The following is an 18,045-nucleotide window of genomic DNA, read 5'->3' as shown; positions in this document are numbered from 1 at the left end:
AGAGTCTAGGGAGACCGAGGGTCCCCCGAACGGCCGGGTGCGCATCTTCGCGTACGGCCGCCTCAGATCTCCTCGGCGCGGGGCCGGTGCGTCTCCAGCCACCGCACCGCGTAGGCCACGGCGTCGGGCAGCGGGAACAGGCGTGCGTCGGCCGCGCCGACCCGGCCGCGCAGCACCGGGCGGTCCCGTTCGAAGTCGTGCCCGAGCTCGTCGAAGCGGTCGGAGCTGATGGACACCTCGGTGACCACCTCCCATCCCTCGGGTCCCGGCCGTCCCACCCGTACCCGTGGCGACGGGATCCGGTATTCGGCCAGGTGGAAGGCGGTGCAGGTGCCGTAGCCGGCGCCGAGCAGCAGCACGCGCGCGTGCAAGGCCTCCAGACGGGCCAGCGGGCTGCGCTCGCCGAGCCGGCAGTCCGTCGCGTGCCCGTCGGTGATCTCCCGCGCCCGGGCGCCGAGGGCCGCGAAGGACGTCTGCGGGTGGGCGCTGCGCGTGGCGCCGGGCCAGGTCCGCACGGTCTCGGGGACGGCGCCCATGCCGCGTGAGGGGGTCACCCGGGGGTCGTAGGCGGGCATCGTCACCCGGATGGTCTCCCACCAGTCCTCGGGCACCGGCGGGTTCTGCCAGACGGCCGGGTCGGAGAGGTCGCCGGTCTGGGTGGGGACCACCAGAGTGCCGTCGGGGCCGAGGGCGTCGAGCAGTCCCTGGACGACGGCGACGGAACCTCCGCAGACCCAGCCCAGGGAGCTGAGCGAGGAGTGCACGAGGAGCGTGTCGCCCTGGCGCACGCCGAGGGCGCGCACCTGCGCCGCGAGGGTGCCGCGGGTGACAAGAGGGCCGGTCGGAGGGGGTGTCGGCATGGTCAGGGAGTGTTCCGGACGGGCTCGTCCGGCGCCACCGGTTTGATCGATCAAAGATCGTTTCCGCAGGTCACATTAGGTTTACCTAAGTGACGTAGGGCACCGTCGTCGCGGACGGGGGCGGCTTGCCTGGGTTCGAGGAATTACGCAACAATGGCGTTGTGAAAAACGTCGGCGAGGCTCGGGAGACCCCCACGGGGGCCCCTCAGGAGGAACTCGCGACCGGTGAGCGCTCCACGCGCAACCGCGTCGCGCGGTCCATCCTGGACCACGGGCCGTCGACCGTCGCCGAGCTGGCCGGCCGGCTGGGCCTCACCCAGGCCGCCGTACGCAGGCATCTCGACGCGCTGGTCGCCGACGTCGTCGTGGAGGCCCGTGAGCAGCGGGTCTACGGCACGCGCACGCGCGGGCGGCCCGCGAAGGTCTTCGCGCTCACCGACTGCGGCCGCGACGCCTTCGACCAGTCCTACGACAAGCTCGCGGTGGACGCCCTGAAGTGGATCGCCGAGCGCGAGGGCGGGAGCGAGGCGGTCGCCGCCTTCGCCCGCGCCCGCCTGGAGGCCCAGGCGCGCGCCTACCGCGAGGCGATCGAGGCGGCCGGACCCGACGAGCGCACCGAGGCCCTGGCCAAGGCCCTCAGTGCCGACGGGTACGCTGCGGCGGCGCGCAGTGCGCCCCACCCGCAGCAGGGCGAGCAGCTCTGCCAGCACCACTGCCCGGTCGCCCATGTCGCGGAGCAGTTCCCGCAGCTGTGCGAGGCGGAGACGGAGATCTTCGCCGAGCTGCTCGGGACGCACGTCCAGAGACTGGCGACCATCGCGCACGGCGACGGCGTCTGCACGACGTTCATCCCCAGGATTTCCCACACCACTCACCACGCATCCGCTAGCACGGCCGGGAGGAACCCCGCATGACTCTCCCCACGGAGACTGCCCACCCTGAGCTCGAGGGCCTGGGCACGTACGAATACGGCTGGGCCGACTCCGACGAGGCCGGTGCCGCGGCGAAGCGCGGCCTGAACGAGGACGTCGTCCGCGACATCTCCGGCAAGAAGTCGGAGCCGGAGTGGATGACGAAGCTGCGCCTCAAGGGCCTGAAGCTCTTCGAGAAGAAGCCCATGCCGAACTGGGGCTCGGACCTGTCGGGCATCGACTTCGACAACATCAAGTACTTCGTGCGCTCCACGGAGAAGCAGGCGGCGTCCTGGGAGGAGCTCCCCGAGGACATCAAGAACACCTACGACAAGCTGGGCATCCCGGAGGCCGAGAAGCAGCGCCTCGTCGCCGGTGTCGCCGCCCAGTACGAGTCGGAGGTCGTCTACCACCAGATCCGCGAGGACCTGGAGGAGCAGGGCGTCATCTTCCTCGACACCGACACCGCCCTCAAGGAGCACCCGGAGCTCTTCAAGGAGTACTTCGGCACCGTCATCCCGGCCGGTGACAACAAGTTCGCCGCGCTGAACACCGCGGTGTGGTCCGGCGGCTCCTTCATCTACGTGCCGAAGGGCGTGCACGTCGAGATCCCGCTCCAGGCCTACTTCCGGATCAACACCGAGAACATGGGCCAGTTCGAGCGGACCCTGATCATCGTCGACGAGGGTGCCTACGTGCACTACGTCGAGGGCTGCACCGCCCCGATCTACAAGTCGGACTCGCTGCACTCCGCGGTCGTCGAGATCATCGTCAAGAAGAACGCCCGCTGCCGCTACACGACCATCCAGAACTGGTCGAACAACGTCTACAACCTGGTCACCAAGCGCGCCGTCGCCTACGAGGGCGCCACCATGGAGTGGATCGACGGCAACATCGGCTCCAAGGTGACGATGAAGTACCCGGCCGTCTACCTGATGGGCGAGCACGCCAAGGGCGAGACCCTGTCCATCGCCTTCGCCGGCGCGGGCCAGCACCAGGACGCCGGCGCCAAGATGGTCCACATGGCCCCGAACACGTCCTCCAACATCGTCTCCAAGTCGGTGGCGCGCGGCGGCGGCCGTACCTCCTACCGCGGTCTGATCGAGATCGGCGAGGGCGCCCCGGGCGCCAAGTCGAACGTGCTCTGCGACGCCCTGCTCGTCGACACGATCTCGCGGTCGGACACCTACCCGTACGTCGACGTCCGCGAGGACGACGTCTCCATGGGCCACGAGGCGACCGTCTCCAAGGTCTCCGAGGACCAGCTCTTCTACCTGATGAGCCGCGGTCTGAGCGAGGACGAGGCGATGGCGATGATCGTGCGCGGCTTCGTCGAGCCGATCGCCAAGGAGCTGCCGATGGAGTACGCCCTCGAGCTCAACCGGCTGATCGAGCTGCAGATGGAAGGCGCGGTCGGCTAGCACCCGCCCTCCGCTCCGGCAGCAGGCGGCCCGCCCCAGCGGCGGGCCGAAGATCGTAAACGTAGGAAGAGAGCAGACCGACAGCCATGGCTGAGGCCCATAACATCCCGGTGGGTTCAACCACCGCCGGCTCGATCGCGGTGGCCGCGGAGTCGACCGTCGTCTCGCGCATGAGCGCGCCCCCGTCCTTCGACGTGGCGGACTTCCCCGTCCCGCACGGCCGCGAGGAGGAGTGGCGGTTCACCCCGCTGGAGCGCCTGCGCGGCCTGCACGACGGCACCGCCGTCGAGGCCGGCGAGGGCGTCAAGGTCACCGTGTCGGCGCCCGACGGCGTCGTCGTCGAGACCGTCGGCCGCGACGACGCCCGGCTCGGCCGTGCGGGCACGCCCGTGGACCGCGTCGCCGCCCAGGCGTACTCGTCCTTCGAGCAGGCCGGCGTGGTCACCGTCCCCAAGGAGACGGTCCTCACCGAGCCCATCCGCATCGCCGTGCACGGCGAGGGCGGGGTCCGCTACGGCCACCAGGTCATCGAGCTGGGCGCGTTCGCCGAGGCCGTCGTCGTCATCGACCACACCGGTGACGCCGTGCTCGCCGCCAACGTCGAGTACGTCCTGGGCGACGGCGCCAAGCTGACCGTCGTCTCCGTCCAGGACTGGGACGACAAGGCCGTGCACATCGCCCAGCACAACGCCCTCGTGGGCCGCGACGCCTCCTTCAAGTCGGTCGTCGTCACCTTCGGCGGCGACGTCGTCCGGCTGAACCCGCGCGTCGAGTACGCCGGCCCCGGCGGCGAGGCCGAGCTGTTCGGCCTGTACTTCACCGACGCCGGGCAGCACCAGGAGCACCGTCTCCTGGTCACCCACAACACCCCGCACTGCAAGTCCAACGTCGTCTACAAGGGCGCGCTGCAGGGCGAGGACGCGCACGCCGTATGGATCGGCGACGTCCTCATCGAGGCCGCGGCCGAGGGCACGGACACCTACGAGATGAACCGCAACCTGGTTCTGACCGACGGCGCCCGCGTCGACTCCGTGCCGAACCTGGAGATCGAGACCGGTGAGATCGTCGGCGCCGGCCACGCCTCCGCGACCGGCCGCTTCGACGACGAGCAGCTCTTCTACCTGATGGCCCGCGGCATCCCGGCCGACGAGGCCCGCCGTCTGGTCGTCCGCGGCTTCTTCGCCGAACTGGTCCAGCAGATCGGCGTCGAGGACCTCCAGTCCCGGCTGCTCGAGCGGATCGATGAAGAGCTGGAGGCGTCGGTCTGATGGCCTTCGTACGCGCCTGTGGGCTGAGCGAGCTGGAGGAGGACACCCCCAAGCGGGTGGAACTCGACGGCACGCCGGTCTCGGTCGTCCGTACCGAGGGAGAGGTGTTCGCCATCCACGACATCTGCTCCCACGCGAACGTCTCGCTCTCCGAGGGCGAGGTGGAGGACTGCCAGATCGAGTGCTGGCTGCACGGCTCCGCGTTCGACCTCCGCACCGGCAAGCCGTCCGGCCTTCCCGCGACGCGCCCCGTCCCCGTATACCCCGTAAAGATCGAAGGGGACGACGTGCTCGTCTCCCTCACCCAGGAGTCCTGAGGCACCCATGGCAACGCTTGAAATCCGAGACCTGCACGTCACCGTCGAGGCCGACAACGCCACGAAGGAGATCCTCAAGGGCGTCGACCTCACCGTGAAGCAGGGCGAGACGCACGCCATCATGGGCCCCAACGGCTCGGGCAAGTCGACCCTCGCCTACTCGCTCGCGGGTCACCCGAAGTACACGATCACGTCCGGCTCCGTCACCCTCGACGGCGAGGACGTCCTCGAGATGTCCGTCGACGAGCGCGCCCGCGCCGGCCTGTTCCTCGCCATGCAGTACCCGGTCGAGGTCCCCGGCGTCTCCGTCTCCAACTTCCTGCGCACCTCCGCCACCGCCGTCCGCGGCGAGGCCCCCAAGCTGCGCACCTGGGTGAAGGAGGTCCGCGAGGCCATGGAGCGCCTCAGCATGGACCCGGCCTTCGCCGAGCGCAACGTCAACGAGGGCTTCTCCGGCGGTGAGAAGAAGCGCCACGAGATCCTTCAGCTGGAGCTGCTCAAGCCGAAGATCGCGATCCTCGACGAGACCGACTCCGGCCTCGACGTCGACGCCCTGCGCGTCGTCTCCGAGGGCGTCAACCGCGTCCGCGAGACCGGTGAGGTCGGCACCCTCCTCATCACCCACTACACGCGCATCCTGCGCTACATCAAGCCCGACCACGTGCACGTGTTCGCGAACGGCCGTATCGCCGAGTCCGGCGGCGCCGAGCTCGCGGACCAGCTGGAGGCCGAGGGCTACGACAAGTACGTGAAGGGTGGCGCATCCGCGTGACACAGCTGCCGGGTCTCCTCGACACCGAGGCGCTGCGCAAGGACTTCCCGATCCTGGACCGCGTCCTGCACGACGGCAGGAAGCTCGTGTACCTGGACAACGCGGCGACCTCGCAGACGCCGCGCCAGGTCCTCGACGTGCTCTCCGAGTACTACGAGCAGCACAACGCCAACGTCCACCGTGGAGTGCACGTCCTCGCCGAGGAGGCCACGGCACTGTACGAGGGCGCGCGGGACAAGGTCGCGGAGTTCATCAACGCGCCCTCGCGCGACGAGGTGATCTTCACCAAGAACGCCTCCGAGTCGCTGAACCTCGTGGCGAACATGCTGGGCTGGGCCGACGAGCCCTACCGCGTGGACGCCGACACCGAGATCGTCATCACGGAGATGGAGCACCACTCCAACATCGTGCCGTGGCAGCTGCTCGCGCAGCGCACGGGCGCGAAGCTGAAGTGGTTCGGCCTCACCGACGACGGCCGTCTCGACCTGTCGAACATCGACCAGGTGATCACGGAGAAGACGAAGATCGTCTCCTTCGTGCTGGTGTCGAACATCCTCGGCACCCACAACCCGGTCGAGGCCATCGTGCGCCGCGCGCAGGAGGTCGGTGCCCTCGTCTGCATCGACGCTTCGCAGGCCGCTCCGCACATGCCGCTGGACGTGCAGTCCCTCCAGGCGGACTTCGTGGCCTTCACCGGCCACAAGATGTGCGGCCCGACCGGCATCGGCGTCCTGTGGGGCCGGCAGGAGCTGCTGGAGGACCTGCCTCCGTTCCTCGGCGGCGGCGAGATGATCGAGACCGTGTCGATGCACTCGTCGACGTACGCCCCCGCCCCGCACAAGTTCGAGGCCGGCACCCCGCCGATCTCGCAGGCCATCGGTCTGGGCGCGGCGATCGACTACCTCAACTCGATCGGCATGGACAAGATCCTCGCCCATGAGCAGGCCCTCACCGAGTACGCGGTGAAGCGCCTGACGGAGGTCCCCGACCTGCGCATCATCGGCCCCACCACGGCCGAGGACCGGGGCGCCGCGATCTCCTTCACGCTGGGCGACATCCACCCGCACGACGTGGGCCAGGTCCTCGACGAGCAGGGCATCGCGGTCCGGGTCGGCCACCACTGCGCCCGTCCCGTGTGCCTGCGGTACGGAATTCCTGCGACCACGCGAGCGTCGTTCTATCTGTACTCCACGCCGGCCGAGATCGACGCTCTGGTGGACGGCCTGGAGCACGTACGGAACTTCTTCGGCTGACGGGACGGGACGAGCGATCGCATGAAGCTGGACTCGATGTACCAGGAAGTCATCCTGGACCACTACAAGAACCCGCACGGGCGTGGTCTCAGGGATGGCGACGCCGAGGTGCACCATGTGAACCCGACGTGCGGCGACGAGATCACCCTGCGTGTGAAGTACGACGGCACGACCATCGAGGACGTCTCGTACGAGGGCCAGGGCTGCTCCATCAGCCAGGCGAGCGCGTCCGTACTGAACGAGCTCCTCGTAGGCAAGGACCTCTCCGACGCGCGGCAGATCCAGGAGAGCTTCCTGGAGCTGATGCAGTCCAAGGGGAAGATCGAGCCCGACGACGCCATGGAGGAGGTCCTGGAGGACGCGGTCGCGTTCGCCGGGGTCTCCAAGTACCCGGCCCGGGTCAAGTGCGCCCTCCTCAGCTGGATGGCGTGGAAGGACGCGACGGCCCAGGTGCTGGGCGGAGCCGACGCCGAAAGGAAGACGGCATGAGTGACACCGTGGAGATGAAGCCGGCCTCGGAAGAGGAGCTTCGCGAGGCCCTGATGGACGTCGTCGACCCCGAGCTGGGCATCGACGTCGTCAACCTCGGCCTGATCTACGGCATCCACGTCGACGAGTCGAACATCGCGACCGTCGACATGACCCTGACCTCGGCGGCCTGCCCGCTGACCGACGTCATCGAGGACCAGGCCAAGTCCGCCACGGACGGCCTCGTCAGCGAGCTGCGCATCAACTGGGTCTGGATGCCGCCGTGGGGCCCGGACAAGATCACGGACGACGGGCGCGAGCAGCTGCGCGCGCTCGGCTTCAACGTCTGAGACCCGCACCGGAACGACAGACCTGTGGCCCCCGGCTTTCCCGGCCGGGGGCCACAGGTCTGTCCGGGCTCACGCGCCGGGCGCGTCGACGATCCGGAACGATGAGTCGGCCAGGAACAGCCCGTCCCGCTGGTACGGATCGAGCCGCAGCCGGAAGTCCCGGTGCCGCAGGAAACGTCCGCGATGGTTCACCGACTCCAGCATGACGGCACCGGAGTGCGGCGAGGAGCGGGGACAGAAGGTGGCGTCCCGGCGGAACAGCGCGGAGTCGTCGTCACGGTCCTCGCGCAGCAGGAAGTCCCGGTGGCGCAGATAGCGGCCGTCGGCCGTGGCGAAGGAATGGCAGGAGGCGTCGGCGAGCCCCGCGACCAGCCGGAAGGCGACGTCGGAGCGCCGCCCGGAGCCGACCGTGTCCAGCCGTACGGCACCCCGGGTGACATGCCACTGCCGGTCCGGGTAGTTGACCGCGCGGACGGACCGCAAGGGGCTGTGGGCTGGGGGCGGGCTGCTGGGGTGGGCCGACGATGGTTCGGCCGCGGCCGACGGGGACGTGCTCGGCGCGGACGCCGAAGGTGAGGCGTCCGTACGTCCGCCTGCCGGGCTCTCCGACTGCCCCGGGGCCATGCCGCTCCGCCCGGCGGGGGGAGTCTGCGACGGCGTGGCGAACGAGATGAGTCCGGGGACGCTGACGTCGACGCGCGAGGGCGTCGGCGCGGCCGACACGGCGTCAGATTCCTTGCCGGACACGGTCAGTGCCGTCGCGCAGGCGACGATCGTCGCCACGGCCAGCGCGCCGGCCAGCCACAGCCGGCGGGTCCCCGGCGCACGGGAGGTGTCCGGGGTCCAGCCGTCCTCCCAGACCGGCGGCTCCGGGGAGGGCCGGGATGCGTTGTCGGGCATGGGTGTTCCTCCAGCGGCGCCCTCGACGACGGCCGCGGCTGTGCAGGACAGGTGTGTGAACGGTGAAACACTAGTGGACGCGGGGGCTGTCGAGTAACGGTTCGGAGTGATCCGTGTCCGGTTGCGTTTTCAGTCCGCACACATACGCAACTCACCTGCCACAAACGGCACTTGACGCGTAAGCGGGACGACTTCGGCCCCGGTCCGTGGCCGTTCCGCCGCCCCCGCACGGCATCATGGCGGGAGATCATCTCCCGCCGACGACAGGAGTGCCCCGACCATGTCCCAGCGCGTCCCCCGCGCCCCGCGCCGGCTGATCGCGGCCGCGGCCCTGTGCGGTGTGCTCGGTACGGCTCTGAGCGGCTGCACGGGTTCCGGCGGAACCGGTGGGTCCGGGGCTTCCGGCGGCTCCGGTGGTGGGGAGGGCCAGGCGTCGCCGCGTGCGGTGCGGGCACCCGAACCGGGTCTGGCGTTCGACTACCAGATCGGCGGCCCGTACCGGCCCCCGGCCGGAGTGCGCGCGGTGTCCCGCGACCGTACGTCAAAGCCGGCGAAGGGCGTCTACAACATCTGCTACGTCAACGCCTTCCAGGCCCAGCCGGACGCCGGCGACTGGTGGCAGGAGCATCACCCCGACCTGGTGCTGCGTGACGCCGACGGCGACCCGGTCGTCGACCGTGACTGGGACGAACTCGTCCTGGACATCTCCACGCGGGACAAGCGGGCGCGCCTCGCCCGGATCGTCGGCGAGTGGATCGACGGCTGTGCGAAGGACGGCTTCCAGGCCGTGGAGGCGGACAACCTCGACTCGCACGAACGCTCCGAGGGGCTGCTCACCGAGGACGACAACATCGCCTTCGGCAAGCTGATCACCGCGCGGGCGCACGCCGCCGGCCTCGCCATAGGCCAGAAGAACGCCGCCGAACTGGCCGGGCAGGGCCGCCGTATCGGCTTCGACTTCGCCGTCGCCGAGGAGTGCGGGCAGTACGACGAATGCGACGTGTACGCGGACGCCTACGACGACCGCGTCTTCGACATCGAGTACCGGACGGACGGCTTCGACGCGGCCTGCGAGGGCTGGGGCGACCGGGTCTCCGTCGTCCTGCGGGACCTGGACGTGGTGGCACGGGGGGAGTCGGGGTACCGCCGCCGGACGTGCTGAGCCGTTCTCGCGAGGCGCGCCGGCGACGCTGTGTACGCTCGTACACATGGGATACCTGCTGCTCGCCGGAGCCATCGCGGCCGAGGTGGCCGCCACGACCGCCATGAAGTACAGCGAAGGCTTCAGCAGGCTGCTGCCCTCCCTGCTGACCGCCCTCGGCTACCTCGTCTCCTTCACGCTGCTCGCCCAGACCCTGAAGACGGTGTCCGTCGGCACGGCCTACGCGATCTGGGCCGGCGTCGGCACGGCCACCATCGCCACCATCGGCGTCCTCTTCCTCGGGGAGGGGATGACCGCCGTCAAGGCCGCCGGCATCGCGCTGATCATCCTCGGCGTGGTCGTGCTCAACCTGGGCGGTGCCCACTGATGGCCCGCCGGTACGACCCCGAACGGCGTCAGCGGATCATCGACGCGGCGATCCGGGTGGTCGGCGCGCACGGCATCGCGGGGCTGAGCCACCGCACGGTCGCCGCGGAGGCGGATGTGCCGCTCGGCTCCACGACGTACCACTTCAAGACCCTCGACGACCTGCTCGTGGCCGCGCTGCGCCAGGCCAACGAGGGCTTCGCCAAGGTGATCGCCTCGCGCGGCGGCCTGGAGGAACCGGGGACCGACCTGGCCGCCGAGCTCGCTGGTTGGATGGGTGAGTGGCTGGCGGGCGACCGCACCGGTGTGGAACTGGAGTACGAGCTCTATCTCGCCGCCCTGCGCCGCCCGGCCCTGCGCCCGGTCGCCGCCGAGTGGGCCGATGCCCTGGCCGACCTCCTGACCCGCCACACGGACCCGGTCACGGCACGGGCGCTGGTGGCGTTGATGGACGGGATCTGCCTGCAGGTGCTGCTGACGGAGACGCCGTACGACGAGGGGTACGCGCGGGAGGTGCTGGGGCGGGTGCTGGGGTGAGGCCTTGCCCTTGCCGGGGCTCAGGGCTTGCCCTTGCCGGGGCTGAGGGTTGCCGGGTTGCCGGCCCGTACCCTGACTGCCGGCCCGTACCCTGAGATGCCCGGGAGGCCGGTTGGCCCGGGCGGCCCCGCGCCGGTTAGGTTTCCCTCATGACCGACACGACTGCTCCCCGCACCACCGGCGCCGTGGCCGCCGGCCTCGCCACGATCGCCGCCGACGGCACCGTTCTGGACACCTGGTTCCCCGCGCCCGAGCTCGTCGCCGAGCCCGGCCCCTCCGGCAGCGAGCGGCTGTCCGCCGAGAAGGCCGTGGAACTGCTCGGTGAGGGCGCCGCCAAGGCGATCGGCCCGGACGCCCGGCGCGGGGTCGAGGTCGTCGCGGTGCGCACGGTCATCTCCTCGATCGACGAGAAGCCCGTCGACGCGCACGACGTCTACCTGCGTCTGCACCTGCTCTCCCACCGCCTGGTCAAGCCGCACGGCCTGAGCCTGGAGGGCCAGTTCGGCTTCCTCGCCAACGTGGCCTGGACGTCCCTCGGCCCGGTCGCCGTGGACGACGTCGAGAAGGTCCGCCTGAACGCCCGCGCCGAGGGTCTGCACCTTCAGGTGACCTCGATCGACAAGTTCCCGCGCATGACGGACTACGTGGCCCCCAAGGGCGTGCGCATCGCCGACGCCGACAGGGTGCGCCTGGGCGCGCACCTCGCCGAGGGCACGACGGTCATGCACGAGGGCTTCGTCAACTTCAACGCCGGCACGCTCGGCACGTCGATGGTCGAGGGCCGCATCTCCGCGGGCGTCGTCGTGGGTGACGGCTCGGACATCGGCGGCGGCGCCTCCACGATGGGCACGCTGTCCGGCGGCGGCAACGTCATCATCTCCATCGGCGAGCGCTGCCTGATCGGCGCCGAGGCGGGCGTCGGCATCGCGCTGGGCGACGAGTGCGTGGTCGAGGCCGGCCTGTACGTCACGGCGGGCACGCGCGTGACGATGCCCGACGGCCAGATCGTCAAGGCCCGCGAACTCTCCGGCGCCTCCAACATCCTCTTCCGCCGCAACTCGGTGACGGGAACGGTGGAGGCCCGCCCGAACAACGCGGTGTGGGGCGGCCTGAACGAGGTTCTGCACAGCCACAACTGATCACGGCCGTTGCTGAGCGCCCTTCCGTGCCCCAGGACGGCATGGGAGGGCGCTCCTGGGTGAGCACCGCATCAGCACTTCTGCGAGCGCGCTCGCGAACAGTTCCGGGCGATCGCCGACGGCGGGGCGTGGGAGGCCTGATCCTCGCGGGCTTGACGTGAGGTCGGGTAGAGGGCCGAGCGCATCGACTCTCAACGGTGCAGGTCGGCGGTCTTGCGGGGATCGTCCGCCAGGATGTGGTGGGCCAGGCGTCGTACCTGTTCCTTCACGGGGTGATCGCTGGTGACGAGCAGCTCGTACTGGTAGATGTCGACGCGTTCGCCGGGCCCTCGGACGTGGTGGAAGTGGACATCCACTCCCGGCGGGCTGGTGATCTCCTCGGGGAGACCGGGCTCCTCCCGGCGGGGCGCGACGCCCGTGAGGACGCAGTCCCAGCGTTCGAACCAGCCGCTGTCCGCGAGGGTCTGCTCGAGGAGCCGGGCAATGGTGTCCAACGACTCTTCCCAACTGCGGTCCGCAGCGGCCCGCACGAGCTCCGCCTCGTACTGGGCCCTGTCGAAGCGGAAGTCCGGCGGCACGGCGGTGATGTCGCTCGTGTTCTCCCAGGACTCCCAGATCACCTGATCGCCGTCACGGCGCATGGTGACGTACAGGGCGCCGCAGCAGTCGGCCGTGCAGGTCGGCTCGGTGATCATGACCCTGCGGGGCTCCTCGCCGACCGCCAGCGGCCAGCTCTCGGCCGGCCCCCTCCAGTACCGCCAGCTGTGTGCGAACCCCTCCGGGTGAACCTCCTTCAGGACGTCGACGCCGTCGATCAGCGGTCGCACTTCGGCCCAGGGATCCGCATCCCAGTCGTCCGGAATCCGGTGCCGCAGAGTCAAGATGCTGATCGACGGGTGCTCGGTCATACCCACATGATCGGTTCAGTCGGGGCGACCGCGCACTCAGTTTTCCGGCTGTACCTGCCACGATCGGTCCACCTCGACGCGGGCCACCTCGGCGTCGTACCGGCTCGCCTCGACGTGGAACTCCGGGGGCGCGGGAGCGGGAGCGTAAGGGACCTCCCAGTCCGACCACTGCACGACCTCGCCGAACCGCTGCACGACCACGGACAGATACCCGCAGCAGCCACCTGTGCACTCGGGCTCTCCCAGCTCCAAGCGGCGCGCCTCGCCGGTGGCCCGCAGGAGGCTGGGCCGGCCGAAAGGGTTACGGGGTGTCAGCCCGATGTGGTGCAGGCGATAGCCGTGGTGGTGAAATCGGGCCCGGTGCTCGCGTAGGCGGTGAGGCTGCGGTCCGGGTCAGCGGGCGGCATGGGGCAGGGCGGGGCGGAGATCGAGGATGAGGGTTTCGGCTGGGGGCCCGACGTGGGTTCGATCCCGTCGTTGATCGATTCTGTGAACGACCAGCTGGCGGCCACCAGAACGAGCCAGATGCCGGCCAGCCACCCTTTCGCCCGCCTGGTCATTCCGGTCCCCCCCCGTTCGAAGCCCCATGCAAGCAGTCAGTCTGCCAGGCGAGGGAGCGTGTGCGACGATTCGTCGGCCGGGGAGGGAGCCGAAGGCCAGGGGGCGGATGTCGGTGCGGTACGTCGATCTTGATGCCGTCCGGGACGCCGGTGGTGAGGAGATGGAGGTCGAGTTCCGGCACAACTGCTGGAAGCACGACCAGGACCTGCTGATCCGCTATGCGGGGGTGTCCAGCTTCGTCATCGACCTCGCCGACGAGGGCCGGGAGGTGCATCTCGGGGCCGTGACCCTCGACGAGATCCTGCCTCACCGGGACGGCGGCAGCCATGAGTTCGCCTGCTGGGGCGGCACCCTCGCTGTCGTCTGCCGTGACCTTCGGGCCGCTTGGAACGAGGCCACCTGCTCAAGCTGGTTGTAGGCGCTCGCAAGCCTTTCCGTGTCCGTCGGTCAGTTTTCCGGCAGAGGCATAGCGGCAGCACCCCGTACCCGTCACCCCCAGCAGGAGAGGCGCGGGCATCCGGTCCCGCCGGGGGAAGAGAAGGTGACGATGGATGCGGAAGCCCTGGACGGGTTTCGGGGGTTCGTGGAGAGCAGGTCGGCCGCGCTGCTCAAGACCGCCGTGCTGCTGAGCGGGGGCGACCGGCACGCCGCCGAGGACCTGTTGCAGAACGCCCTGATCAAGGCCGCCGGCCGCTGGCAGCGCATCGACGAACCCGAGGCGTACGTACGGCAGATCCTGTACCGGCAGCAGATCAGCCGCTGGCGGCTGAAGTGGCCGCGGCGGGAGGTGAGCGTCGCCGAGCTCCCCGAGCCCGGTGGCACCCCGGACGCCTCGGCCGGTGCCGAACTCCGGCTGCTCATGCGGGGCGCCCTCGCCCGGCTCACCCCGCGTCAGCGCACCGTCCTCGTGCTGCGCTACTTCGAGGACCTGCCCGAGGCCGACGTGGCCCGCGTCCTCGGCTGTTCGGTCGGCACCGTACGGTCCACCACCCACCGCTCGCTGGCCCGGCTCCGGGTCCTCGCCCCCGAGCTCGCCGCCCTCGACCCCGGTGCGGGCTCCGCCCGGCCGGCGGCGTCCCGCGACTTCTCCCCGATGGAGGTGCGTTGAATGAACGTCGAGGAACTCGTGCGGCAGTCCCTGCGGGAGCAGGCCGCTGAACAGCCGCCCGCCGACGCCGGGTTCGCCGACCGGGTGCTCGCCGTCCGCCGACGCCGCCGTACCCGGCGTATCGCCTCCGTCGCGGCGGCCACCGCGGCCGTCGTCGGGATCGCCGTCGCCGTGCCGCTGCTCGACCGCGGCGAGGGCGACGCCCGGCCCGCCGTCGGCCTGCGCACCGACGGTGTCCAGGCCCATCCCGACCAGTCCCCGCCGCGCGACGTCATCGGCGCCGGCCAGACCGTCCTGGCCGCCCACTACACCTCCGAGCTGCACGTCCGGTCGGAGAAGCGCGGCAGCATCCAGCGCACCTACTGGCTGCTCGACCCGAGGACCGGGACGTACAGGAAGGACACCCGCTGGGCGTTCGTCGCCGTCGCCCCCGGTGCGCGGACGGCCGCCGTGCTGGAGCGCGGGCTGCCCGCCCACCGGATCGGCCTGCTCGACCTCGCGTCGGGCCGGGTCGAGCGCTGGATCCCGGTCCAGCATGGCGTCGGCGGCCTCGCGTTCAGCCACGACGGGCGCAGGCTCGTGGCGACGACGTACGGGGAAGACCCCGACCTGCGCATTAAGGAAAAGGTGCAGGGCCCCGACGGGCCCGTGTGGCAGTGGGACTCCGGGTACGGCCGGTCGAGCCGGACCGGCTTCTACGTCCTCGACGTGGCGCGCGGCACCGGCTCGTGGAGCGCCGTCCCCGCCGACCGCACCATCAACGCCCGCCAGGACTTCGCGTTCACCCGGGCCGGCGACCACGTGTACGCGCAGTACGTCGGGGGCCATGACGGACTGCAGCGGTTCTACTCCCTCGACGGCACCGAGACCGCCGCCCCGGCCGAGGAGGAGCACCTGCGCTCCGACGTCCCCGCGCGGCTGTCCCCGGACGGACGGCTCGCCGCCCTCGGGCTGTCCAAGGAGGTCGACGGCGACCCGGGCCGCAGCTACTCCTCGGTCCTCGACCCCCGCACCGGCAAGGAGATCACCAAGGTGCGCGGCGCCGATCTGCTCGCCTGGGCGGACGACAAGCGGCTCATCGCGTGGGAGCGGGTGACCGAACTGGACGAGCCGTACCGGCCCCGGCTGGTCCTGGTCACCCTGGGCAGCGACAAGGTCGTCCCCCTCAGCGGGGTCCGTGAACCCGACAGGGACATGCAACAGCAGGGCTGGGAACCGGTGTTCGCCCGCCGGTGAGCTACCGGGTCAGCTCCTCGTACGCCGCCCGCAGTCTGTCGGTCGCCTCCCGGCCGGCGGGCCGCAGCGGGGCGCGGACCGGGCCGCCGGGGAGACCGAGCGCGTCGAGCAGTGCCTTGGCGGTCACCGCTCCGGGCAGCCCGGCGCTCATCATCGCCTCGATGAGCGGGATGGCGCGTCGCTGGAGGCGGGCGGACACGGGGGTGTCGCCCGCCTCGAACGCGTCCAGCACCGAGCGCAGGTGACGGGGGATCACGTTGGCGACCGTACTGACGTAGCCGGCGCCGCCCACGGCCCGCAGGGCGAGGATGTGCTCGTCGCACCCCGCGTAGTAGGCCAGGTCCGTGCGCCCCATCACCTTCTGCGCGGCCAGGAAGTCGTACGAGCAGTCCTTCACCGCCACGATCCGCGGGTGCCCGGCGAGCCGGAGCATCGTCTCCGGTTCGATACGGGTGCCGGTCCGGCCGGGGATGTCGTAGAGGACGACCGGCAGTCCCGCCGCGTCGGCGACCTGCCGGAAGTGCGCCTCCACGGCGTCCTGCGGGGGCCTGCTGTAGTACGGGGCGACCACCAGCAGGCCGTCGGCGCCCGCCTTCTCGGCGGTCAGGGCCAGTTCGACCGTGTGGCGGGTGTCGGCGGTGCCGACGCCGGCGACGATCGAGGCCCGGTCGCCCACGGCCTGCCGTACCGCCCGGATCAGGTCCGCCTTCTCCCCGTCGGTGGTGGTGGGGGACTCGCCGGTCGTGCCGGACAGGACGAGGCCGTCGCAGCCCTCGCCCACCAGATGCTCGGCGAGCCGCTGCGCGCCGTCGAGGTCGAGCCCGCCCTCCCGCGTGAACGGGGTGACCATGGCGCACAGCGCCCGGCCGAAGGGAGGCGCGGCGGCGGAGGTGTCGGGAGTCGTCATGGAGGTAGTGTCGGCACCTTCGATCGTGTAGCTCCACTTAAATTATCTACGAGGTATTGGTAAGCAGTGCTGAGGTGTGGTGGGGGCGGGTCCCGTCAACTGTGCGCCCTTGACCTCAACTTCGCTTGAGGTCGAAAGGTGGGTCCTGCGGGTGACCGCCCGCCGTCACGACCGATTCGGAGGCCCTCATGACCCGTCGCACCGACACCCACCCCGACCTCGCCCGCCCGGACATCGGCGCCGCGCTCTTCAGCACCTGGCGCGTGGGGACGCCCCTGCGGCAGAAGGAGGCCGTCGAGGCGATCGCCGGGGCCTGGGAGCGGCGGCCCTGGCCCGCCGGGGGGCTGCTCGGGTACCACGTCTACACCGGGCACGACGCCTCCACCCTGCTGCACTACTCGCAGTGGCGGAGCCCGCGGGACTACGACGCGTTCGTCAAGGTCCATCGTCAGGAGCGGGTGGACGAGATCGATACCGCCGTGCCCGGCGTCGAGCGGCTCGGGCTCGGGCGGTTCCGGCCCTACCGCAGTCTGGTCCGGCCGGACGAGACGCGGGTGCCCGGTTGTGTCGTGGTCGTCGACATCGAGTTCGAGGGTCCCGACCCGGACCGTCAGCGGGCCTGGGTGGACGCCGTCGCGGAGGCCCTGGAGGCCGAGCCGCGCCCGCACCCCGGGGGTGTCTCCGCCCACTTCCACCTCTCCACCGACGGCACCAGGGTCCTCAACTACGCCGAGTGGGAGACCGCCCAGGCCCATGCCGACGCGCTGGCCGCACCCGGTGACGGGGTCGGCTCGGGGACCGAGCTGTGGCGGCGTGTGCAGACCTGGCCGGGGCTCAAGGGCAGCACCGTCAGCCGGTACGACCACGCGCTCGGGCTCATCCCCGGCTGAGCCCGCCGGGGGGCGGTTCACCGAAAACTCGAATCGTCTGGACAAAAAAAGTTTTCGGTGAGACGGTGGACGCATGCTGGACGTCACCGTGATCGAGGACCCCGAGGCGGCAGCCGTGTCCCTGGACCCCGTCCGGGCCGGCCTGCTCGCCGAGCTGGCGGCCGGGCCCGCCTCGGCCGCCATGCTCGCCGGGAAGGTCGGCCTGCCCCGCCAGAAGGTGAACTACCACCTCAAGGCGCTGGAGCGGCACGGCCTGGTGGAGCTGGCCGGGGAGCGCCGCAAGGGCAACGTCACCGAGCGGCTGATGCGTGCGACCGCCGCGTCGTACGTGATCTCCCCGCTCGCGCTGGCGTCCGTGCAGCCCGACCCGGACCGCTTCCGCGACCAGCTCTCCGCCCGCTGGCTGCTGGCGCTCGGCGCCCGGCTGGTCCGGGACGTCGGCTCGCTGATCACCGGGGCCGCCAAGGCCCGCAAGCGGCTGGCCACCTACGCGCTGGACGGCGAGGTCCGCTTCGCCTCGGCGGCCGACCGGGCGGCGTTCGTCGAGGAACTGACCGCCGGAGTGAGCGCGCTGATCCGGAAGTACGACGCGCCCGGCGCCGAGAGCGGCCGCGACCACCGGATCGTCGTGGCCCTGCATCCCACGCTCAAGCCCACCGGGGCCGACGGGCCCGCGCCCGTGTCCGGCCCGGAACCGACCCCGTAGGACCC

Annotated in this window: 22 protein-coding genes; 17 read left to right on the top strand and 5 right to left on the bottom strand. The window is 70.8% G+C overall.

Features of this window, described 5'->3' with window-relative positions:
- Window positions 1-62 precede the first annotated feature (62 nt).
- Window positions 63-860: an aminoglycoside N(3)-acetyltransferase gene (locus F8R89_RS08790; protein ID WP_151783441.1), complete on the bottom strand. Its 798-nt coding sequence runs from the start codon at window positions 858-860 to the stop codon at window positions 63-65.
- A gap of 161 nt (window positions 861-1,021) precedes the next feature.
- On the opposite strand from F8R89_RS08790, the gene F8R89_RS08785 reads away from it, so the two are divergent.
- From F8R89_RS08785 to F8R89_RS08750, 8 genes are all read left to right on the top strand, one after another.
- Window positions 1,022-1,774: a helix-turn-helix transcriptional regulator gene (locus F8R89_RS08785; RefSeq protein WP_151783440.1), complete on the top strand. Its 753-nt coding sequence runs from the start codon at window positions 1,022-1,024 to the stop codon at window positions 1,772-1,774.
- Window positions 1,771-3,192: a Fe-S cluster assembly protein SufB gene (sufB, locus tag F8R89_RS08780; protein WP_055621449.1), complete on the top strand. Its 1,422-nt coding sequence runs from the start codon at window positions 1,771-1,773 to the stop codon at window positions 3,190-3,192. The genes F8R89_RS08785 and sufB overlap by 4 nt, the downstream gene beginning before the upstream one ends.
- 86 nt (window positions 3,193-3,278) lie before the next feature.
- Window positions 3,279-4,460 carry a Fe-S cluster assembly protein SufD gene (sufD, locus tag F8R89_RS08775; protein WP_151783439.1) on the top strand — a complete coding sequence of 394 codons (1,182 nt, stop codon included), beginning with the start codon at window positions 3,279-3,281 and terminating at the stop codon, window positions 4,458-4,460.
- Window positions 4,460-4,777 carry a non-heme iron oxygenase ferredoxin subunit gene (locus tag F8R89_RS08770; RefSeq protein WP_067258562.1) on the top strand — a complete coding sequence of 106 codons (318 nt, stop codon included), beginning with the start codon at window positions 4,460-4,462 and terminating at the stop codon, window positions 4,775-4,777. Before sufD ends, F8R89_RS08770 begins: the two co-directional genes overlap by 1 nt.
- A gap of 7 nt (window positions 4,778-4,784) precedes the next feature.
- Entirely contained in the window at window positions 4,785-5,549 is a 765-nt protein-coding gene (gene sufC, locus F8R89_RS08765; protein WP_151783438.1) for a Fe-S cluster assembly ATPase SufC, read from the top strand.
- Entirely contained in the window at window positions 5,546-6,802 is a 1,257-nt protein-coding gene (locus F8R89_RS08760) for a cysteine desulfurase (RefSeq protein WP_151783437.1), read from the top strand. The genes sufC and F8R89_RS08760 overlap by 4 nt, the downstream gene beginning before the upstream one ends.
- Window positions 6,803-6,823: 21 nt before the next feature.
- The gene (gene sufU, locus F8R89_RS08755; RefSeq protein ID WP_151783436.1) at window positions 6,824-7,291 is read left to right on the top strand and encodes a Fe-S cluster assembly sulfur transfer protein SufU; all 468 of its coding nucleotides are present in this window, start codon (window positions 6,824-6,826) and stop codon (window positions 7,289-7,291) included.
- Window positions 7,288-7,620, top strand: a complete 333-nt coding sequence (locus tag F8R89_RS08750) for a metal-sulfur cluster assembly factor (protein ID WP_151783435.1) — start codon at window positions 7,288-7,290, stop codon at window positions 7,618-7,620. Before sufU ends, F8R89_RS08750 begins: the two co-directional genes overlap by 4 nt.
- 69 nt (window positions 7,621-7,689) lie before the next feature.
- On the opposite strand, the gene F8R89_RS08745 is transcribed toward F8R89_RS08750, so the two are convergent.
- Window positions 7,690-8,520: an AbfB domain-containing protein gene (locus tag F8R89_RS08745; RefSeq protein WP_151783434.1), complete on the bottom strand. Its 831-nt coding sequence runs from the start codon at window positions 8,518-8,520 to the stop codon at window positions 7,690-7,692.
- A 280-nt stretch (window positions 8,521-8,800) separates the two neighbouring features.
- On the opposite strand from F8R89_RS08745, the gene F8R89_RS08740 reads away from it, so the two are divergent.
- From F8R89_RS08740 to dapD, 4 genes are all read left to right on the top strand, one after another.
- Window positions 8,801-9,682 carry an endo alpha-1,4 polygalactosaminidase gene (locus tag F8R89_RS08740; protein ID WP_151783433.1) on the top strand — a complete coding sequence of 294 codons (882 nt, stop codon included), beginning with the start codon at window positions 8,801-8,803 and terminating at the stop codon, window positions 9,680-9,682.
- A 46-nt stretch (window positions 9,683-9,728) separates the two neighbouring features.
- Window positions 9,729-10,049: a DMT family transporter gene (locus tag F8R89_RS08735; protein WP_151783432.1), complete on the top strand. Its 321-nt coding sequence runs from the start codon at window positions 9,729-9,731 to the stop codon at window positions 10,047-10,049.
- Window positions 10,049-10,585: a TetR/AcrR family transcriptional regulator gene (locus F8R89_RS08730; protein ID WP_151783431.1), complete on the top strand. Its 537-nt coding sequence runs from the start codon at window positions 10,049-10,051 to the stop codon at window positions 10,583-10,585. The genes F8R89_RS08735 and F8R89_RS08730 overlap by 1 nt, the downstream gene beginning before the upstream one ends.
- Window positions 10,586-10,734: 149 nt before the next feature.
- Window positions 10,735-11,724, top strand: coding sequence for a 2,3,4,5-tetrahydropyridine-2,6-dicarboxylate N-succinyltransferase (dapD, locus tag F8R89_RS08725; protein ID WP_151783430.1), 990 nt, complete (start codon window positions 10,735-10,737; stop codon window positions 11,722-11,724).
- A 191-nt stretch (window positions 11,725-11,915) separates the two neighbouring features.
- On the opposite strand, the gene F8R89_RS08720 is transcribed toward dapD, so the two are convergent.
- The gene (locus tag F8R89_RS08720) at window positions 11,916-12,632 is read right to left on the bottom strand and encodes a hypothetical protein (protein ID WP_151783429.1); all 717 of its coding nucleotides are present in this window, start codon (window positions 12,630-12,632) and stop codon (window positions 11,916-11,918) included.
- A 36-nt stretch (window positions 12,633-12,668) separates the two neighbouring features.
- Window positions 12,669-12,884, bottom strand: coding sequence for a hypothetical protein (locus tag F8R89_RS08715; RefSeq protein ID WP_225994349.1), 216 nt, complete (start codon window positions 12,882-12,884; stop codon window positions 12,669-12,671).
- Window positions 12,885-13,299: 415 nt separating this feature from the next.
- Between F8R89_RS08715 and F8R89_RS08710 the strand changes: the two genes are divergently transcribed.
- The 3 genes from F8R89_RS08710 to F8R89_RS08700 all read left to right on the top strand — a co-directional run bounded on the left by F8R89_RS08710 (window position 13,300) and on the right by F8R89_RS08700 (window position 15,537).
- Window positions 13,300-13,611 (top strand): hypothetical protein, encoded by a 312-nt coding sequence (locus F8R89_RS08710; protein ID WP_192806075.1) that lies wholly within the window; start codon window positions 13,300-13,302, stop codon window positions 13,609-13,611.
- Window positions 13,612-13,740: 129 nt separating this feature from the next.
- Complete coding sequence (locus tag F8R89_RS08705) at window positions 13,741-14,301, top strand: SigE family RNA polymerase sigma factor (protein WP_151783428.1); 561 nt, start codon at window positions 13,741-13,743, stop codon at window positions 14,299-14,301.
- Window positions 14,302-15,537: a WD40 repeat domain-containing protein gene (locus tag F8R89_RS08700; protein WP_151783427.1), complete on the top strand. Its 1,236-nt coding sequence runs from the start codon at window positions 14,302-14,304 to the stop codon at window positions 15,535-15,537.
- A gap of 1 nt (window position 15,538) precedes the next feature.
- On the opposite strand, the gene dapA is transcribed toward F8R89_RS08700, so the two are convergent.
- On the bottom strand, window positions 15,539-16,444 hold the full coding sequence (gene dapA, locus F8R89_RS08695) for a 4-hydroxy-tetrahydrodipicolinate synthase (protein WP_151783426.1): 906 nt from the start codon (window positions 16,442-16,444) through the stop codon (window positions 15,539-15,541).
- A gap of 188 nt (window positions 16,445-16,632) precedes the next feature.
- Here dapA and F8R89_RS08690 point away from each other — a divergent pair, with 188 nt between their 5' ends.
- Both F8R89_RS08690 and F8R89_RS08685 read left to right on the top strand, forming a co-directional pair.
- The gene (locus tag F8R89_RS08690) at window positions 16,633-17,334 is read left to right on the top strand and encodes an antibiotic biosynthesis monooxygenase (protein WP_151783425.1); all 702 of its coding nucleotides are present in this window, start codon (window positions 16,633-16,635) and stop codon (window positions 17,332-17,334) included.
- A gap of 73 nt (window positions 17,335-17,407) precedes the next feature.
- Window positions 17,408-18,040 carry an ArsR/SmtB family transcription factor gene (locus F8R89_RS08685; RefSeq protein ID WP_151783424.1) on the top strand — a complete coding sequence of 211 codons (633 nt, stop codon included), beginning with the start codon at window positions 17,408-17,410 and terminating at the stop codon, window positions 18,038-18,040.
- Window positions 18,041-18,045 lie beyond the last annotated feature (5 nt).

This window comes from Streptomyces sp. SS1-1, assembly GCF_008973465.1.
GTDB lineage: Bacteria > Actinomycetota > Actinomycetes > Streptomycetales > Streptomycetaceae > Streptomyces.
Note: the sequence above shows the minus strand (reverse complement) of the source record. Positions and strands in the feature narration are given on the sequence as shown.

Coding starts and splice junctions, on each gene's coding strand:
- F8R89_RS08790 (WP_151783441.1), bottom strand. CDS start 860: ATGCCGACACCCCCTCCGACCGGCCCTCTTGTCACCCGCGGCACCCTC.
- sufB (WP_055621449.1), top strand. CDS start 1,771: ATGACTCTCCCCACGGAGACTGCCCACCCTGAGCTCGAGGGCCTGGGC.
- sufD (WP_151783439.1), top strand. CDS start 3,279: ATGGCTGAGGCCCATAACATCCCGGTGGGTTCAACCACCGCCGGCTCG.
- F8R89_RS08770 (WP_067258562.1), top strand. CDS start 4,460: ATGGCCTTCGTACGCGCCTGTGGGCTGAGCGAGCTGGAGGAGGACACC.
- sufC (WP_151783438.1), top strand. CDS start 4,785: ATGGCAACGCTTGAAATCCGAGACCTGCACGTCACCGTCGAGGCCGAC.
- sufU (WP_151783436.1), top strand. CDS start 6,824: ATGAAGCTGGACTCGATGTACCAGGAAGTCATCCTGGACCACTACAAG.
- F8R89_RS08750 (WP_151783435.1), top strand. CDS start 7,288: ATGAGTGACACCGTGGAGATGAAGCCGGCCTCGGAAGAGGAGCTTCGC.
- F8R89_RS08745 (WP_151783434.1), bottom strand. CDS start 8,520: ATGCCCGACAACGCATCCCGGCCCTCCCCGGAGCCGCCGGTCTGGGAG.
- F8R89_RS08740 (WP_151783433.1), top strand. CDS start 8,801: ATGTCCCAGCGCGTCCCCCGCGCCCCGCGCCGGCTGATCGCGGCCGCG.
- F8R89_RS08735 (WP_151783432.1), top strand. CDS start 9,729: ATGGGATACCTGCTGCTCGCCGGAGCCATCGCGGCCGAGGTGGCCGCC.
- F8R89_RS08730 (WP_151783431.1), top strand. CDS start 10,049: ATGGCCCGCCGGTACGACCCCGAACGGCGTCAGCGGATCATCGACGCG.
- dapD (WP_151783430.1), top strand. CDS start 10,735: ATGACCGACACGACTGCTCCCCGCACCACCGGCGCCGTGGCCGCCGGC.
- F8R89_RS08720 (WP_151783429.1), bottom strand. CDS start 12,632: ATGACCGAGCACCCGTCGATCAGCATCTTGACTCTGCGGCACCGGATT.
- F8R89_RS08710 (WP_192806075.1), top strand. CDS start 13,300: ATGTCGGTGCGGTACGTCGATCTTGATGCCGTCCGGGACGCCGGTGGT.
- F8R89_RS08705 (WP_151783428.1), top strand. CDS start 13,741: ATGGATGCGGAAGCCCTGGACGGGTTTCGGGGGTTCGTGGAGAGCAGG.
- F8R89_RS08700 (WP_151783427.1), top strand. CDS start 14,302: ATGAACGTCGAGGAACTCGTGCGGCAGTCCCTGCGGGAGCAGGCCGCT.
- dapA (WP_151783426.1), bottom strand. CDS start 16,444: ATGACGACTCCCGACACCTCCGCCGCCGCGCCTCCCTTCGGCCGGGCG.
- F8R89_RS08690 (WP_151783425.1), top strand. CDS start 16,633: ATGACCCGTCGCACCGACACCCACCCCGACCTCGCCCGCCCGGACATC.
- F8R89_RS08685 (WP_151783424.1), top strand. CDS start 17,408: ATGCTGGACGTCACCGTGATCGAGGACCCCGAGGCGGCAGCCGTGTCC.